The following is a 16,440-nucleotide window of genomic DNA, read 5'->3' on the forward strand; positions in this document are numbered from 1 at the left end:
GCTAAGCTTACTAAAATGCAAGATTGGAAATTGCTGTGTGCGAATGAAGTCCCTAATGTGCGCGGTAGGGCGGCCCTGCGTGCCGCCGCCAGTCAAGAGGAAGGCCAAGCGTTCGTGCGGCAGACACAGTTGTTTGACATGCCGGAACCAACACCAGCCCCGATGCCGGAAGGTATGCGGGTGGCGGTGCTGTTGCCTGTGCCAGCACTCGGTGCGCTTGATTATGCGGTGCCGGAGCATCTTGAAGGCCATATCCAACCCGGGGCCGTTGTTGAGGTGCCGCTCGCGGGCCGTATGGCGGTTGGTGTGGTGTGGGACAAGGGTGCGAGCGGCGGCAAGGTGCTGCCCTATGGCAAACTGAAGCCGGTGAACCGGGTGCTGGACCTGCCGCCTATTCGCGCGGATTTGCGCACGTTCATTGACTGGGTTTCGGCCTATACGCTCTCGGCGCCCGGCCCGGTGATGCGCATGTGCCTGTCGGCCTCTGCCGCGTTGCAGCCCGTGCCGGTGCGGCGCCACTATGCGCTGAATAAAAGCGCAGCCACGGACGGTGTGCGAATGACGCCCGCGCGGGAAGCGGTGCTAAAGGTGCTGGCGGACGGCACGCCGCGGGTCGCGAGTGAGGTTGCCACGCTTGCCGGTGTCAGTGACGCTGTTGTGCGCGCGATGGAGAAAACCGGACTTGTAACCGTCTCCGACATGTCGGTGGACCTGCCGTACCCACAACCAGACACTACGCTCAAAGGCCCAACGCTGTCGGATGAGCAAACGACGGCCGCGCGCGCTATTGCGGACAAGGTTTGGGAGGGTGGCTTTGCGCCCTTCCTGCTTGATGGCATTACGGGTTCCGGTAAAACCGAGGTCTATTTTGAGGGACTGGCGGAAGCGCTCAAGGCCCCTGGTGCACAGGTGCTGGTACTGGTGCCTGAAATCGCGCTCACCAGCCAATGGCTCGACCGCTTTCAGGCGCGGTTTGGTGTTGAACCTGTCGTCTGGCACTCAGAGGTTGGCCAAGCAGAGCGCCGGCGTGCGTGGCGGGCGGTGGCGAGCGGCAATGCCCGTGTGGTCGTGGGTGCACGGTCTGCCCTGTTCCTGCCGTTCCAGCATCTTGCCTTCATCGTGGTGGATGAGGAGCATGACCCTTCCTTCAAGCAGGAGGATGGTGTGCTCTACCACGCGCGCGACATGGCGATCGTGCGGGCCAAATTCGCCGGTTGTCCCATTGTGCTCGCCAGTGCAACGCCGTCCCTTGAGACGTTAGTGAACGCCGATGAGGGGCGCTATCAGAAGTTGGTGCTGCGGGAGCGGCACGGAGAGGCTGTGTTGCCTGAGATGAAGGCCATCGACATGCGCCATGAGCCGCCAGAGGCTGGCACATGGCTGTCCCCCATTATGGTGCGTGAGATCGAGGCAACAATGGCAGCGGGGGAGCAGGCGATGCTGTTCCTCAATCGCCGGGGTTACGCGCCGCTGACCCTGTGCCGCACCTGCGGCTTCCGGATTGAATGCCCAAGCTGTTCGGCCTGGCTTGTGGAACACCGGTTCCGGCGCGAGTTGCAGTGTCACCACTGTGGCCATGTGGAGCCGATCCCGAATGCCTGCCCCGAATGCAAGAATGAGGACACGCTCGTGGCATGCGGGCCTGGCGTCGAGCGTCTGTTCGAGGAAGTCACCCACCGGTTCCCGACCGCGCGCACATCGGTGATGACCAGTGATACAATGATGAGCCCCAGTGCGACCGCGCATATGGTGCAGCAAATCGCGAGCGGTCACCTAGATATCATCATCGGTACCCAGATCGTGACCAAAGGCTATCATTTCCCCAACCTCACCCTTGTGGGCGTGGTGGATGCGGACCTTGGTCTCAGGGGCGGTGACTTGCGCGCGGGCGAACGTACCTACCAGCAGCTTGTTCAAGTGTCGGGCCGGGCGGGCCGCGCAGAGAAACCGGGGCGGGTTTATTTGCAGTCATATGAGCCGGAGCATCCCGTGGTGCAGGCGCTGCTGTCCGGTGATGGGGATGCCTTCATGGCGGCGGAACGCGATGCGCGGTCACGCCACCACATGCCGCCCTTTGGCCGCCTTGTGGCGCTCATTCTCTCAGGCCCAGAGATGGCAGATGTGCTGGATACAGGCCGCATGCTCGCGGCCAAGGCGCCGGTAGAACACGGTGTGAATATCGTGGGTCCAGCGCCCGCACCCATGGCGCGGGTGCGCGGGCACCACCGGTTCCGCATGCTGGTGCACACCAGAAAGGAAATAAAGGTTCAGCCGCTCATTCGGGAATGGCTGTCGCGCATCAAGCCGAAAAAGAATGTACGGATCAAAGTGGATATCGACCCGTACAGTTTCATGTAAAAGGGTGTTGGCCCCGTTTTGCTTTAACCCCGCGAGCTACCCACGGGGTTAAATTCCAATCTAGCCCTGATATTCCGCCTTGAGCTCCTCGAGCTCTTCCTGATGGCGGTCTTTCATCTCGCGCTTTTCATCAGTGTGGCGGTCGAGCACTTTGCGCTGCTCGTCAGGGGTTTTGCCCGTCAGTTTCGCAACTTCGGAACGCTGTTTGTCCAGAAGTTCGTTCCACTCGCGGTGTTGACGGTCCTTCAGTTCGCGCAGCTTGCGCGCAAACTCACGATCCTTTTCCAGTTGGTCTTGCGCCAGGCCCACCATCAGCGGGTCCGCGGAAACCGTTGCGGCAGGGGCGATTATGCCACCCATGGCAACCGCTGCCGCCAGCAGTGCTTTGCTCTTCATGTGTTTCATATCGATACTCCCTTGCATAAGCCCTTGGCACCTTTCTACGCCCACAAGGTGGGCAAATTGCGGCAGGGGAGTGATTGAAATAGGGCGCTGTTACCTTGACCGCGCGGGGCGGGCGTGGCACTAGCAGGACAGCTATTTTTCCAGCCGCGGTTTGCGCAGTGCGCGAACCCTGTCCATTGTTTTCGTGATAAGGGCTTACCCCATGAAGAAGCCGTTCAGCATCGTCTCCATCACCATGGTCAAGAACGAACGGGACGTTATTGAGCCGTTCGTGCGCCATAACCTCCGTTTCGTCGATTATATGATCGTGGTGGACAATAATTCCACCGACGATACCCGTGATATTCTTGTCAATCTCGCGCGCGAAACCGGGCGGGTTGGGGTGTTTGATCGCAAGCAAAGCAGCTTCACCCAGGGTGAATTCCTCACCCGTGTGATGCAGGCCGTCCAGTCGGTCTGTTTTGCGGATTTCTTCGTGTTCCTCGACGGTGACGAATTTATTGGCGCGGCAAGCCCTGAGGCTTTCAAGGCTGAGATCGACAAAATCCCGCAATTCGGATTCGGTCTTGTCCCGTGGCGCACCTATGTGCTGCCCGAAGGGCAGGACATGGCGGCCATGACGGCGAATCCGCCCATGAGCATGAAATGGTGCCGGGTGCGTGAAGGCGAACAACATTATAAGGTGATCTTGCGCACTGGCGGCAAGATCCTGCTCGATCACCAGATTTCAAATGGCAATCACACGGTGTTACACGCGAAAGGCGGCAAGATACCGTCGGTGAAATTGACCGAAGCGCCACTGCTGCACTTCCCGGTGCGCAGCGTGGAACAGCTCACCGTGAAATGTGTCAACGGCTGGATGGCCATGCTGGCGAAGCAGGCATCGGGCATCAAGCTTGGTCGCAATGAATGCCACCAGTGGCGCGAGAATTTTGAACGTGCCATGGCAGGTACTATAGGTGAAGAACTCAGCCCGGCGTCCTACTTCTATTCCCGCCCGGCGGGAACGGTTGATTGGGCAACTGACGTTCAACAGCTTGACCACGGGATTGAGTGCGAGCGCCGGTACAGTGATGGCCGCTACGGCGAGGTACTACGCCTTGTCGGTAAGGCGTGGGAAGCAAGCTACCAGGGCACGCCTGCGGTGCTGCCGGGCAAGTTCCGGTCCGATTTCCTGAATATTGTCAGCGGAAAGCCTGTTGACCCCAAGGTGGTTGCGAAGGTGGATAAGGCACTGGCTGCCCGCACTTATCTTGATGTGCCACTGCTGCGCTGGGTGTATGACTATGTGCAGCCAACCCTTGCGCTTGAAGTTGGCTGCGGATTCGGCGCGAACCTCGCCACCTTGCATCAATTTGGCGTAAAAGGCCTCGCTGGCATTGAAAATCGACCCGCGGAAGAAACCTTCCTGCGCGGCAACTCCATTTTCAACAGACCACTCGATGAATTCCACGGCACTTCTTCGCCCGTTGATCTGGTGCTGTGCCTTGGCGCGCTCGCGGGCCTTGAGCAGAAAGAGGTGCTGCGCGGCGCGACGGCGGTGTCAAAAAGCGCGAAGGGGCATATTCTCTTCTCGTCGCACGCCGCAGACGGCAGCGACCCTGAGCCCAAGGTCAGTCTCGCGCAGTGGCTTTCGGTCTGGAGCCAGCTCGGCTGGGTGCCTGACATGGCCGCCACGCTTGCCGCCCGCGCAGTGGCTACAGTGCCTGCTTTCAGGCGCAACCTATTGCTGCTGAAGCGCGCAGGTGAGGGCGAAGTCGTGGATACGCAGTTCCTGCAGTGGACCAACCGGCTGCCATGTAGCGTGGAAAATACACGCAGACGCCTGTTTGAAGAGCCGTTTGGGATAGAAGCGGCGGCATTCGCCGGCACCTTCCGGCCTGCAGATAAAAAGTAAAATTGAGGCCCCGAATGTCCTGCCGGACAATGTTGGGCGGCAGGGTATGGCAAATGCGGTATCAGCGCGCTTTTTTCGCCGGTAAGTCATTGACCGGGCGAGCCCATGTTACAAGAATCGAAATCAAGGGCGATGGCGGCTTGCAAGCTGAATATCTCTATGCTAGAGGGAGCACGCATTTCGGCTGGCCAGAGCCGCGAGAGGTATAATTTTAATACCTGTTAAAACTGGCCACTTGAGCGTAGGCAAGGCTTCTCGCCCTGCCTGCTAAGGTTCAACAGGTTCAGGCCTAACCTAGGGGAACGTCTGACGTGACCTCGCACAAAGCGATAGTCTCCGGGATTTCCGGCCGCTATGCGATAGCGCTTTTTGAACTCGCTACTGAGTCCAAAGCGCTCGATGCGGTCGAATCCGATCTCTCCAAGCTGAAGGCAATGCTTGAGGAAAGCGCAGAGATGCGTGACCTCGTGAGCTCGCCACTTTACAGCCGGGAACAGCAGTCTAAGGGTGTGGCAGGTGTGGCGAAAGCCGCTGGGCTTGGCGACCTTACGGCTAAATTCCTTGGCGTGCTCGCGGCGAATCGCCGCCTGAGCGCGCTGGGTGCAACCCTCACTGCCTTCGACAAGCTTGTCGCGCACCATCGCGGCGAAGTGAAGGCGGATGTCGTGAGCGCCCGCAAGCTGACCAAGAAACAGCTTGGTGATCTTGAGAAAAAATTGAAAGCGGCTGTCGGCCATGATGTGGCAATCGACGCTTCCGTTGACGAAAGCCTGCTCGGCGGCCTTACGGTTCAAGTAGGCTCCCGTATGGTGGATGACAGCCTCAAGACGAAACTCAACAACCTCGCAATCGCCATGAAAGGGGTTCAGTAATGGATATCCGTGCGGCGGAAATTTCCAAGGTCCTGAAGGACCAGATCGCTAACTTCGGCTCAGACGCTGAAGTTTCTGAAGTAGGCACCGTTCTCTCTGTTGGTGACGGTATCGCGCGCGTTTACGGCCTCGACCAAGTTCAAGCTGGTGAGATGGTTGAATTCCCGGGCGGTGTTAAGGGCATGGCCCTGAACCTTGAGAGCGACAACGTCGGTATCGTTATTTTCGGTGACGACCGCGGCATCAAAGAAGGCGACACCGTAAAACGGACTGGCGCCATCGTGGACGTGCCGGTTGGTAAAGGCCTCCTCGGCCGCGTTGTCGACGCACTCGGCAACCCGATCGACGGTAAAGGTCCGCTGACGGACGTGACCCGCGCTCGTGTGGAAGTGAAGGCACCGGGCATCATCCCGCGCCAATCCGTTTCCGAGCCGATGCAGTCGGGCCTGAAGGCAATTGATGCGCTCGTACCCGTTGGCCGTGGCCAGCGTGAGCTTATCATTGGTGACCGTCAGACCGGTAAAACCGCTGTAGCGATCGACACCTTCATTAACCAGAAGTCGATCAACGACGCTGCGAAAGAAGATGGCGAGAAGCTGTTCTGTATCTATGTTGCGGTTGGCCAGAAGCGTTCGACGGTTGCACAGATCGTTAAGTCGCTTGAGGAAAACGGTGCGCTTGAGTACTCGATCGTGGTTGCTGCAACCGCATCCGAGCCTGCACCGATGCAGTTCCTCGCGCCTTACGCCGGTACGGCAATGGGTGAATTCTTCCGCGACAACGGCATGCACGCCGTAATCGTACACGATGACCTCACCAAGCAGGCTGTGGCTTACCGCCAGATGTCCCTGCTGCTTCGTCGTCCTCCGGGGCGTGAAGCTTACCCGGGTGACGTATTCTACCTGCACTCACGCCTCCTTGAGCGCGCGGCAAAGATGTCCGACGCCCGTGGCGGTGGCTCGCTGACCGCTCTGCCGGTTATCGAAACCCAGGCTGGTGACGTTTCCGCATACATCCCGACCAACGTGATCTCGATCACCGACGGTCAGATCTTCCTCGAAACGGAACTCTTCTACAAAGGTATTCGCCCTGCAATTAACGTGGGTCTGTCGGTATCTCGTGTGGGTTCCGCGGCACAGATCAAGGCAATGAAGCAGGTTGCAGGCTCGATCAAGCTTGAACTCGCTCAGTACCGTGAGATGGAAGCCTTTGCGCAGTTCGGTTCCGACCTTGACGCTGCAACGCAGAAGCTTCTTAACCGTGGTGCCCGTCTGACCGAGCTCCTCAAGCAGCCGCAATACAGCCCGCTGCCGGTAGAAGAGCAGGTTGTGTCGATTTTCGCAGGTGTTCGTGGCTACCTCGACAAGATCGCTCTCAAGGATGTCAACCGCTTTGAAGAGCAGTTCCTCGCTGAGGTTCGCGCAAAGCATGCTGACCTTCTTGCGACGATCCGCAAGGAAAGCAAACTGTCTGACGACACGATTGCCAAGCTGAAATCGATCCTCGACGCGTTTGCAAAGTCGTTTAGCTAAGACCTGATAGGAGAGGCTGAGCAATGCCAAGCCTTAAAGACCTAAAAGTCCGGATCAACTCGGTCAAGTCGACGCAGAAGATCACCAAGGCCATGAAAATGGTTGCGGCTTCCAAACTGCGGCGTGCGCAAGACGCCGCAGAAGCGGCTCGGCCTTATGCTGAACGGATGGAAAAAGTGCTCACCGGCCTTGGCGTTGCCGTCAAGGACCAACCGGGTGCTTCGCCACTTCTCGTCGGTACCGGCAAGGACGATGTTGAGCTGGTAATCGTTGCCACGTCCGAGCGCGGGCTGTGCGGCGGTTTCAACACCAACATCGTCAAGGCTGCGCGTTTGCACCTTCGGGCGCAGATCGCGGCTGGCAAGACGGTCAAGATCCTCTGCATCGGCAAGAAGGGCTACAACGTCCTTCGCCGTGAGTTTGCGGACAAGATCCTCGAAGTGAAAGACATGTCGGCTGTCAAACGCCTCGGTTTCTCCGATGCGCAGCCGATCGCGACCGAAGTTCTGGCCATGTTCGAACGTGGCGAGTTTGACGTTGCGACGCTCTTTTACGCGAAGTTCCAGTCTGCCCTCGTGCAGGTGACGACGAAGCAACAGCTTATCCCGGCCCCGATGCCGGAAGCCGCAAACGAGAACGAGGGCGGTGACGACCTCGGTGGTGCGGTTTACGAATACGAGCCGGACGAAGCAGCAATCCTCGATGACCTGCTGCCCCGGAACGTGGCTGTACAGCTTTATCGCGGCCTTCTTGAGAATGCTGCATCCGAGCAGGGCGCGCGTATGACCGCGATGGACAACGCAACCCGTAACGCTGGTGACATGATTGAAAGCCTCTCGATTACGTACAACCGTACCCGTCAGGCCAACATCACCAAAGAACTGATCGAAATCATTTCGGGCGCTGAAGCGCTTTAAGTGTCTTACACGAAGGAGTGTAAAAAATGGCTAAGAATACTGGCCGCGTAACACAGGTAATCGGCGCTGTTGTGGACGTACAGTTCGACGACCAACTGCCAGCGATCCTGTCTGCGCTTGAAACCACCAATAACGGCGAACGCCTTGTTCTCGAAGTGGCATCCCACCTCGGTGAAAACACTGTTCGTACCATTGCAATGGATGCGACCGACGGTCTCGTGCGTGGCGCGGTTGTGACCGACACCGGCGCACCGATCTCAGTACCGGTTGGCCCGGAAACGCTCGGCCGTATCCTGAACGTGATCGGCGAGCCGATTGACGAGCGCGGCCCGGTTGGTCACAAGCAGACCGCACCGATCCACGCTGAAGCTCCGGCTTTCGAAGACCAGTCCACGGAACAAGAAGTTCTCGTGACCGGTATTAAAGTTGTGGACCTTCTCGCGCCTTACGCAAAAGGCGGTAAGATTGGTCTCTTCGGCGGTGCCGGTGTGGGCAAGACCGTTCTTATCATGGAACTCATCAACAACATCGCTAAAGGCCACGGTGGTTACTCCGTGTTCGCAGGTGTGGGTGAGCGTACCCGTGAAGGTAACGACCTTTACCACGAGATGATCGAATCCAAGGTTATCAACCTTGACGGCGAGAGCAAAGCAGCCCTCGTATACGGTCAGATGAACGAGCCTCCGGGAGCCCGTGCACGTGTGGCACTGACCGGTCTGACCCTCGCGGAATACTTCCGTGACCAGGAAGGCCAGGACGTTCTGTTCTTCGTAGATAACATCTTCCGCTTCACGCAGGCAGGTGCTGAGGTGTCCGCACTTCTCGGCCGTATCCCGTCTGCTGTGGGCTACCAGCCGACACTGGCGACCGACATGGGCGCACTTCAGGAGCGTATTACCTCCACGAAGAAGGGCTCGATCACGTCCGTACAGGCCGTTTACGTACCTGCGGATGACTTGACCGACCCGGCTCCTGCTACGTCGTTCGCACACCTTGATGCTACCACGGTTCTCAGCCGTCAGATCGCCGAGCTCGGCATCTACCCGGCAGTGGATCCGCTCGACAGTACCTCGCGTATTCTCGACCCGCGCGTTCTCGGTGAAGAGCACTATGCTGTTGCCCGTTCGGTTCAGGAAGTTCTGCAGAAGTACAAGTCGCTGCAAGACATCATCGCCATTCTCGGCATGGACGAACTTTCCGAGGACGACAAACTGGTTGTGGCACGCGCTCGTAAGATCCAGCGTTTCCTCTCCCAGCCGTTCCACGTGGCAGAAATCTTTACCGGTATTCCGGGTGAGCTCGTCTCCCTCGAAGACACGATCAAAGGCTTCAAGGCTATCGTGGCTGGTGAATACGATCACCTTCCGGAAGCAGCGTTCTACCTCGTTGGTAACATCGAGCAGGCTGTTGCGAAAGCTGAGAAACTGGCTGCTGAAGCTGCCTAATAAAACGGGATCAGGACATCATGACCGATACGCTACACTATGAAATCGTCTCGCCAGAGCGCCTTTTGAAAGACGCCGAGGCTGCGATGATTGTCGTACCGGGTGCCGAGGGCGACTTCGCTGCACTGCCGGACCATGCGCCCATGATGTCCACCATCCGTCCCGGTGTGGTTGAGATTTTCGAGACCGAGAACGGCACGCCCGAGCGCCTTTTTGTAAAAGGCGGCCTCGCGCAGATCAGCCCGTCCGGCCTCACCATCCTCGCTGAAGAGACCATTGCGCTCGACAAAGTGGACACCGGTGAACTCAACCAAAAGATCGCGGACACCCGCGAAGACATCGCTGACGCAAAAGACGATGTTGAGCGCGCGGTTCTTGAAAAAGAACTGGCGTGGATGGTGGCCCTCGCGGACGTTGTCGCTGCCTAACCGCGACAGATATTCAGTTATGAAAAAGGCGGCTCAACAGGCCGCCTTTTTTGTTTGGATGCAAATTGGCCTCAGCCAAGAAGCTCTTGCACCACTGCCTCATAAACCGGCCGCTTGAACGGTACGATCTCTGCGAGCAGCGACTGCGCGTCGGTCCATTTCCAGCGCGAAAACTCTGGGTGATCGGTTTCGATATTGATGGCGTCGTCACCGGCGGTCAGGCGCACAAGGAACCAGCGCTGTTTCTGGCCGCGGAACTTGCCGCCCCACGCTTTGCCGAGCAGGTGGTCCGGCAGGTCATAATAAACCCAGTCAGCCGTGGCCTTGACGATCTCAGCTTCACCCGGTGTGACGCCAATCTCTTCCTCAAGCTCACGCAGCGCTGCTTCTTCATGGCTTTCACCTTCATCAATGCCGCCTTGCGGCATCTGCCAGGCGCCGGGCATGTCGATGCGCTCGCCAACAAAGATCTGGCCCGTGCCATTGATCAGCATGATGCCCGCGCAGGGGCGATAGGGAAGGTCGTCAGCTTTGCTCATGAAAGGTAGTCCTGTTAGCGCGGCAGCGGCTGCCTGTCGGCGACCGAGGTAACGGGCACCAGCACAAAGCCGCGCGCTTCAAGGCCTGCAGCCCAGCGGTTCACAGCATTGATGGTGACTGGGTAGTTGTGGGCGACACCGACGGCGTTGCCTGTCGCCCGCGCGTAATTCTCGAGCTCGGTCAGCTCAGCAAGGATAGCGTCCGCCGAGAGGTTATCATCCACATAGCGGTTATTGTATGCGGACGGCACACCAATCGCCCGTGCCATATTGACCGCGCGGCTGAACTGCGACGCGCGGCTGTCCACGATCATCAGTCCGCGGGCTTGAAGTTCGTCCAGCACCGGGCGCAGGCTGTCAACAGCCGCCGTGAAGCGTGAGCCCATGTGGTTGATGATGCCTACATAGCCGGTGAAGGTGCCAAGCGAGGCCTTGAGCATGCCCACATTCTCTTTGGTGGAATAGCCGGTCAGCAGCGATAGTGGCCCCGGGTCGTTCTGTGGGTAGTTCTCAGGCTCCATCGGGATCATGAGCAGGACCTCATGCCCGTTGCGGCGTGATTCTTCACCCCATTCGATCAGGTTTGGCGCGTAGGGCGAAAAGGCAAACGTTACCTGTGGCGGCAGCTCTGCAATGGCGCGGCGGGTATTGCGTGCCATCATGCCCATATCGGTCACGACAAGCGCGATACGCGGCTTGGTGCGATCGATGGGCCCGGGAGCACCATAGACTTCAACAGGACGCCTGCCGTCGTCGCTAATGCGCGGCAATGGGCCCTGGTTTGTGGTCTCAAGCAGTGCGGGGTCAGCCTCGACCGGCAGCATGCCAGAAATGGCAAGCTCGGGCGCACTCTCGGCCGTTGTTTCAGGTTCTATGGCGAGGCCCGTGGTCGGGTCCTGTTGTGGGGCTGTGGCCTCAGCAGAAGTGTACTCGGTAGTGTCTTCGTCATGCGTCGCCGGCCCACCATCTTCCAAAGTCTCGTCCGGCTGCGCGTCATGCGTCGCAGGCTGGCTGGTGGAAAGATCCTCCGCCGCTTCTGCATGCTGCGTCTCTGTGGCAGGTGTACTGTGGGCTTCGCTTGCAGGCTCAGTCGCAGGCTTGTGTTCACCGGGCACATGGGTGAGCTCAAAGAAAAGCCCACCACCGATCACGATGATCAGGCTCATGGCCCAAGCGACAAATAAAGCATTCCAGTTGGACGGCACCGTCAGCAGTTCCTTCGGTCTGTTGTTTCAGTCCCGCCCCAAAAGGCTCCGGGAAACCTATTCGGATTCAGTGGCGGAACGCGCCTCGGCGACCTGAGATTTAGGCAAGCCGGACATATCTTTCAACAGCTTAATAGCATATTTGAGCTGGATATCCACTGGCTCACCATTTTCATCCGTCAGTTCTTCTTCCGGGATTTGTACTTCTGCTGCGATATCCTCTTCGCCGGTCAGGTCCAGCTTTTCCTGATCATTCTCAATATGACCGGAAAGGTCGGCCTCGCGGCGCGGGCCGGCAGTACCTTGGTTCGCATTGCGGCGCGGGAACAGGACCTGAATGTCCGGCTCCACACCGCGTTCCTGGATGGAGCGGCCGCTTGGCGTGAAATAGCGGGCGGTTGTCAGGCGGATGGCGCGGTCACCGGCGCGACCAAGGCGGATTTCGCTTTGTACCGTACCTTTACCGAATGTCTTGTCACCCACAACCACAGCTCGGCGATGGTCCTGCAGGGCACCCGCTACGATCTCGGAGGCGGAGGCGGAGTAGGCGTTTGTCAGTACAACAATCGGTACACCATCGAGCATGTCGCCGGTGGTAGCGTACCAGCGGTTATTGTTCTGGCGGCGACGGCCACGGGTCGAGACAATCTCGCCACGGTCAAGGAAGGCGTCAGATACGCGGATGGCTTCGTCAAGGAGGCCGCCCGGGTTGTTGCGCAGGTCAAGGATAACACCGTCGAGCGAACTCCCAAGCTCACCAACAATTTCATGGATCGCTTTCTCGACACCCTCACCAGTTTGCATGTTGAAGGTGGTGATGCGGATATAGCCGATCGTCTCGTCCTCAATGCGGTGACGCACCGAACGGACGAGGATTTTTTCGCGAATGATTTCAATATCAAACGGGGCTTCTTCGCCGTCGCGGACAACGGTTACCACAATCGGCGAGCCAACAGGCCCACGCATGGTTTTGACCGCTTCGGTGAGTGTCTTGCCCATCACAGCTTCGCCGTCGATGTGGGTGATGAAGTCGCCGCCCTGAATGCCAGCTTTGTCCGCCGGGGTATCATCGATGGGGGAGACGACTTTGACAACGCCGTTTTCCATCTGGACTTCGATGCCAAGGCCACCATATTCGCCTTCCATCTGGACACGAACCTGCTGGTAAATCTCGGGGTTCAGGTAGGTGGAGTGGGGATCAAGCGAGCGCAGCATGCCTTGGATGGCAGCTTCAATCACTTCCTTGTCGTCCACTTCGTCAACATATTCGGAGCGCACACGCTCAAAAATGCGCATGAGGAGGTCGAGCTGCTCGTAGAAGTCGTCCTTGTCTGACTGCGTGTCCGCCTGTACAGGCAGCGCCATCATCAAGGCCATGAGGGCACCCGTCACCAATTTCCGCATGTTGACACCTTTCTTGTTTTAAAACTCGTTACCAACTTCGCTGCGGCAAATTACCTGCCGCTTGCTGTCTGTTTGCTTAACCAGGGCAGGGGATCAATTGCATCCCCCTTTTGCCGCATCTCAAGGTACAGCTCTTCACCGTCTGTACGCTCCGGCATTTTGCCAACCGGTTCACCCATTAATACCCACTGTCCCACGACAGCCTGCAGGTCCGCAAGCCCGGCGAGTAGACTGTGGTAGCCATTACCGTGTGAAATGATCACAAGATGGCCATAGCCACGGAATGGTCCTGCAAAAACAATCTGGCCATCATAGGGCGAAACAATCTGCGCTCCGCGCCGTGCGGCGATCTTGATGCCTTTTGCATGTCCTGCCGCTTCCTGGTCACCGAAGCGCGAAACAATCGCGCCAGCAGCTGGGTAGGGCAGCATGCCCTTCATTGCGGCTATCGGCTTGCCGGCAGGCGCAACAGGGTTTCGATTTACCGGATTAACACGCACGGGCGCCTTTGCAGCCTGTTTTGCGGCCTGTTGTTCCAGTTTGTCGATCAAATCCTTGAGGCTCTTGGCTTTGCGGGCAAAGTCCATCAGTTCGCGCGCGGTTCGCTCAGCGTCAGTGCGGGCCTTTGCTTCCTCTGCCTTGCGCCTCTCAAGAAGTGAACCAAGTTTTAGTTGATGTTGTGTTAACTGTGCCAAAGTATTTTTGAGCGAGAAACGCTCGGCCGACAGTTTTTCCTGAATGGCGGCAAGGGCTGAAAGCTCGCCCCTGAGGGCCTCGGCCCGAGCGTTGATGTTGGGCACAAGTTCCCCCATCAGGGACGCGCTGCGTGCGGTCTTGAGGGCTTCTTCCGGTTGCAGGAAGGTGAAGACAGCAGGACGAGCGGACAACCGCTCAAGCGCGGACAGGAGCTTCAGGAGCTCAACTTTCCGGACCTCAAGCGCCTCTTTTTTGTGTTTGGCTTCGGCTTCCAGATCGCTGATTCGCTGTTCAAGTCGCGTGGCGTTCTGTTCGGTCAGGCGCAGTTCTTTCGCAACTTCCACAAGATCCTCAGAAAGCTTGCGCGCTTCGGCCGCCGCTTTCTCCGCCGCTTCCTCAAGAGCCGCCTTTTCCTTTTCGCTTCTAGCGATCTGTTCTTCAAGCCGATTGAGGTTGCTTTCCGCCGCGTCTTTGCGTTCCTGCGCCATCGCGCCTGATGACAGCAGAAGGGCGACGAGCGCGCTGGATGTCAGCGCGCGTTGCAAAGTTCTTGAGTGTCGCGCGTTATGCAGTGGCACGGTGCTCCGCCGTTTTTTGGGCCGCATCGCGGTCAAGAAGGCTGTGGCCGGTCATTTCTGTGGGTTGCTTTATGCCGAGAAGGTCAAGCACCGTGGGGGCAACGTCGGCAAGGCGGCCATCCTTGAGGCCGGCATTGCCACCGATCATCACAACCGGCACGTCAAAGCTGGTGTGCGCGGTGTGCGGTTGGCCGGTGCTTTCGTCCATCATCATCTCAACATTACCGTGGTCTGCGGTGATGATAAGTGCGCCGCCCGCTTTCTCCACGGCCTCTTCCAGTCGCCCGATGCAGGTATCGATGGTTTCAACGGCTTTGATCGCCGCGGACAGTACACCGGTGTGGCCTACCATGTCCGGGTTGGCATAGTTGACGATGATCGCGCCGTATTTGCCGGAGGCGATGGCCTCAACGATATTGTCTGTCACCTCTGGCGCCGACATCTCGGGTTTCAGATCGTAGGTCGCGACGTCTGGGGACGGTATAAGGATACGGTCTTCACCTTCAAACACGTCCTCGGACCCGCCATTGAAGAAGAAGGTCACGTGAGCATATTTCTCGGTTTCAGCGATGCGGAGTTGTCCGATGCCCTCTTTCGCCAAAACTTCACCAAGCGAGTTTTTGATTTCTTCGGACGGGAAAAGCACAGCCAGAAATTCATTCAAGGCATTTGAATATTCAACCATGCCCGCTTGCGCGGCAAACTTCACCAACTTGCCGCGGTCAAAGCCATCAAATGCCGGGTCAACAAGGGCGGTCAGGAGCTGCCGTGCGCGGTCAGCACGGAAGTTCGCCATAAGGAGGCCGTCGCCGTCCGCCATGCCGCGATAGTCGCCCAGCACGGTTGCTGCAACAAACTCATCGTTTTCGTCACGCGCGTAAGCCGCATTCACCGCCTCTGTTGCGCTGCCTGCGGTCTCGATACCACTGCCTTTGACCATGGCGTTATAGGCTTTGGAGACACGGTCCCAGCGTTTGTCACGGTCCATGGCCCAATAGCGGCCCGAAACGGTAGCGATGCGCGCGTCGCGGCAATCTGCAATCGCGGTTTCAAATTCTTCGATGTAGGGCAGGGCGGAGCGCGGCGGCGTATCACGACCATCAAGGAAAGCATGCACCCGCACCGGCACGCCAGACGCGTCAATCGCTTTCACGAGTGCTGCCATATGCCGTTGGTGGCTGTGGACCCCGCCGGGCGACAACAGCCCAAGCAGATGCGCGGTGCCGCCGCTTTTTTCCAGCTTCTCGATAAAGGCAACAAGCTCATCATTGCTGTTGAGTGTGCCGTTCGCGATCGCTTCATCAATCTTGGGCAGGTCCTGCATCACGACGCGGCCACCACCCAAATTCATATGACCCACTTCCGAGTTGCCCATCTGACCGTCCGGCAAGCCAACGGCGAGACCGCTTGTTTGCAGCCATGCACGCGCGGCGCTGTCCCACAGGCGGCTATAGTTGGGTGTTTTGGCAAGCTTGATCGCGTTGTCCTTGCTGTCCTCACGGTATCCCCAACCGTCAAGGATACAGAGCACTACGGGTTTCGGCGTCTTTGTTGCTTGCTCACTCATGGCTTAACCTGTTTGTTCATATGTCTGAAAATGGGCGGTTCAAAAGCGTTTTGCCACAAATTTAGTCGCGGTGATAGGGATGGCCCGCATTAATTGACCACGCGCGGTAAATTTGTTCGGCAATCAGGACCCTAACAAGCATGTGTGGCCAAGTTAAGGTGCCGAATGCGAGTTTGAGGTCAGCGCGCGCGTAGAGGCTTTCGTGCAGGCCATCGGCCCCGCCAATAATAATCGCAATATTATTGTAGCCAGCCACCTGCCATTCGTCGATCTTGCCGGCAAAATCGCGGGACGAAAGCGCGCGCCCGCGCTCATCAAGCACGATCACCGCTGCGCCATCCGGGATGGCGGCAAGCAGGCGTTCGGCTTCACGCGCCTTGCGTTCATCAGCGTTGGCGGCCTGCTTTTTGATATCGATTTCGGTGACGGTGGATTTCCAAGGCAGGCGCTTAAGGTATTCGTCCATAAGCTGCTGCTCAGGACCGCGCTGCATCCGGCCTATGGCGATGATGGAAAGCTGCAAAACACCCTCTTCAAAGCCAAGGTATTGGCGGCTTTGCTTGTGTCATTTGTCAGGGCCCGCACGCATGGTCGCAC

General features: G+C 58.2%; 14 protein-coding genes. 7 read left to right on the forward strand and 7 right to left on the reverse strand.

The window, feature by feature from the left end; all coding sequences use genetic code 11:
- Positions 1 to 138 precede the first annotated feature (138 nt).
- Positions 139 to 2,358: a primosomal protein N' gene (locus B150_RS0108610; protein WP_025896255.1), complete on the forward strand. Its 2,220-nt coding sequence runs from the start codon at positions 139 to 141 to the stop codon at positions 2,356 to 2,358.
- Between the two features lie 60 nt (positions 2,359 to 2,418).
- On the opposite strand, the gene B150_RS0108615 is transcribed toward B150_RS0108610, so the two are convergent.
- Positions 2,419 to 2,763 carry a hypothetical protein gene (locus B150_RS0108615; RefSeq protein WP_020399508.1) on the reverse strand — a complete coding sequence of 115 codons (345 nt, stop codon included), beginning with the start codon at positions 2,761 to 2,763 and terminating at the stop codon, positions 2,419 to 2,421.
- 202 nt (positions 2,764 to 2,965) lie between these two features.
- Here B150_RS0108615 and B150_RS0108620 point away from each other — a divergent pair, with 202 nt between their 5' ends.
- The 6 genes from B150_RS0108620 (at position 2,966) to B150_RS0108645 (ending at position 9,854) form a co-directional block, all read left to right on the forward strand.
- Entirely contained in the window at positions 2,966 to 4,660 is a 1,695-nt protein-coding gene (locus B150_RS0108620; RefSeq protein ID WP_020399509.1) for a glycosyltransferase family 2 protein, read from the forward strand.
- Positions 4,661 to 4,971: 311 nt separating this feature from the next.
- Positions 4,972 to 5,532, forward strand: coding sequence for a F0F1 ATP synthase subunit delta (locus tag B150_RS0108625; RefSeq protein WP_020399510.1), 561 nt, complete (start codon positions 4,972 to 4,974; stop codon positions 5,530 to 5,532).
- A complete protein-coding gene (atpA, locus tag B150_RS0108630) occupies positions 5,532 to 7,064 on the forward strand; it encodes a F0F1 ATP synthase subunit alpha (protein WP_020399511.1) in 1,533 nt (510 codons plus the stop codon). Before B150_RS0108625 ends, atpA begins: the two co-directional genes overlap by 1 nt.
- Positions 7,065 to 7,087: 23 nt before the next feature.
- Positions 7,088 to 7,981 carry a F0F1 ATP synthase subunit gamma gene (locus B150_RS0108635; RefSeq protein ID WP_020399512.1) on the forward strand — a complete coding sequence of 298 codons (894 nt, stop codon included), beginning with the start codon at positions 7,088 to 7,090 and terminating at the stop codon, positions 7,979 to 7,981.
- Between the two features lie 26 nt (positions 7,982 to 8,007).
- Positions 8,008 to 9,426, forward strand: coding sequence for a F0F1 ATP synthase subunit beta (gene atpD, locus B150_RS0108640; RefSeq protein ID WP_020399513.1), 1,419 nt, complete (start codon positions 8,008 to 8,010; stop codon positions 9,424 to 9,426).
- Positions 9,427 to 9,446: 20 nt separating this feature from the next.
- Positions 9,447 to 9,854, forward strand: a complete 408-nt coding sequence (locus tag B150_RS0108645; protein ID WP_020399514.1) for a F0F1 ATP synthase subunit epsilon — start codon at positions 9,447 to 9,449, stop codon at positions 9,852 to 9,854.
- A gap of 71 nt (positions 9,855 to 9,925) precedes the next feature.
- On the opposite strand, the gene B150_RS0108650 is transcribed toward B150_RS0108645, so the two are convergent.
- The 6 genes from B150_RS0108650 to rlmH form a co-directional block, all read right to left on the reverse strand.
- On the reverse strand, positions 9,926 to 10,393 hold the full coding sequence (locus tag B150_RS0108650; protein ID WP_020399515.1) for an RNA pyrophosphohydrolase: 468 nt from the start codon (positions 10,391 to 10,393) through the stop codon (positions 9,926 to 9,928).
- A 14-nt stretch (positions 10,394 to 10,407) separates the two neighbouring features.
- Complete coding sequence (locus B150_RS20285; protein WP_020399516.1) at positions 10,408 to 11,598, reverse strand: divergent polysaccharide deacetylase family protein; 1,191 nt, start codon at positions 11,596 to 11,598, stop codon at positions 10,408 to 10,410.
- A gap of 57 nt (positions 11,599 to 11,655) precedes the next feature.
- A complete protein-coding gene (locus B150_RS0108660; RefSeq protein WP_020399517.1) occupies positions 11,656 to 13,002 on the reverse strand; it encodes a S41 family peptidase in 1,347 nt (448 codons plus the stop codon).
- Between the two features lie 50 nt (positions 13,003 to 13,052).
- Positions 13,053 to 14,276 (reverse strand): murein hydrolase activator EnvC family protein, encoded by a 1,224-nt coding sequence (locus B150_RS22305; protein WP_162139676.1) that lies wholly within the window; start codon positions 14,274 to 14,276, stop codon positions 13,053 to 13,055.
- Positions 14,263 to 15,843, reverse strand: coding sequence for a 2,3-bisphosphoglycerate-independent phosphoglycerate mutase (gene gpmI / locus B150_RS0108670; RefSeq protein WP_020399519.1), 1,581 nt, complete (start codon positions 15,841 to 15,843; stop codon positions 14,263 to 14,265). Before gpmI ends, B150_RS22305 begins: the two co-directional genes overlap by 14 nt.
- A gap of 61 nt (positions 15,844 to 15,904) precedes the next feature.
- Positions 15,905 to 16,366: a 23S rRNA (pseudouridine(1915)-N(3))-methyltransferase RlmH gene (gene rlmH / locus B150_RS0108675; protein ID WP_020399520.1), complete on the reverse strand. Its 462-nt coding sequence runs from the start codon at positions 16,364 to 16,366 to the stop codon at positions 15,905 to 15,907.
- Between the last annotated feature and the right edge of the window lie 74 nt (positions 16,367 to 16,440).

This window comes from Kordiimonas gwangyangensis DSM 19435 = JCM 12864 (genome assembly GCF_000375545.1).
Taxonomy (GTDB): Bacteria; Pseudomonadota; Alphaproteobacteria; order Sphingomonadales; family Kordiimonadaceae; genus Kordiimonas; species Kordiimonas gwangyangensis.

Excerpts from the sequence above, each read along its gene's own strand:
- B150_RS0108610 (WP_025896255.1), top strand. The coding sequence starts at position 139 with ATGCCGGAACCAACACCAGCCCCGATGCCGGAAGGTATGCGGGTGGCG.
- B150_RS0108615 (WP_020399508.1), bottom strand. The coding sequence starts at position 2,763 with ATGAAACACATGAAGAGCAAAGCACTGCTGGCGGCAGCGGTTGCCATG.
- B150_RS0108620 (WP_020399509.1), top strand. The coding sequence starts at position 2,966 with ATGAAGAAGCCGTTCAGCATCGTCTCCATCACCATGGTCAAGAACGAA.
- atpA (WP_020399511.1), top strand. The coding sequence starts at position 5,532 with ATGGATATCCGTGCGGCGGAAATTTCCAAGGTCCTGAAGGACCAGATC.
- B150_RS0108635 (WP_020399512.1), top strand. The coding sequence starts at position 7,088 with ATGCCAAGCCTTAAAGACCTAAAAGTCCGGATCAACTCGGTCAAGTCG.
- atpD (WP_020399513.1), top strand. The coding sequence starts at position 8,008 with ATGGCTAAGAATACTGGCCGCGTAACACAGGTAATCGGCGCTGTTGTG.
- B150_RS0108645 (WP_020399514.1), top strand. The coding sequence starts at position 9,447 with ATGACCGATACGCTACACTATGAAATCGTCTCGCCAGAGCGCCTTTTG.
- B150_RS0108650 (WP_020399515.1), bottom strand. The coding sequence starts at position 10,393 with ATGAGCAAAGCTGACGACCTTCCCTATCGCCCCTGCGCGGGCATCATG.
- B150_RS0108660 (WP_020399517.1), bottom strand. The coding sequence starts at position 13,002 with ATGCGGAAATTGGTGACGGGTGCCCTCATGGCCTTGATGATGGCGCTG.
- gpmI (WP_020399519.1), bottom strand. The coding sequence starts at position 15,843 with ATGAGTGAGCAAGCAACAAAGACGCCGAAACCCGTAGTGCTCTGTATC.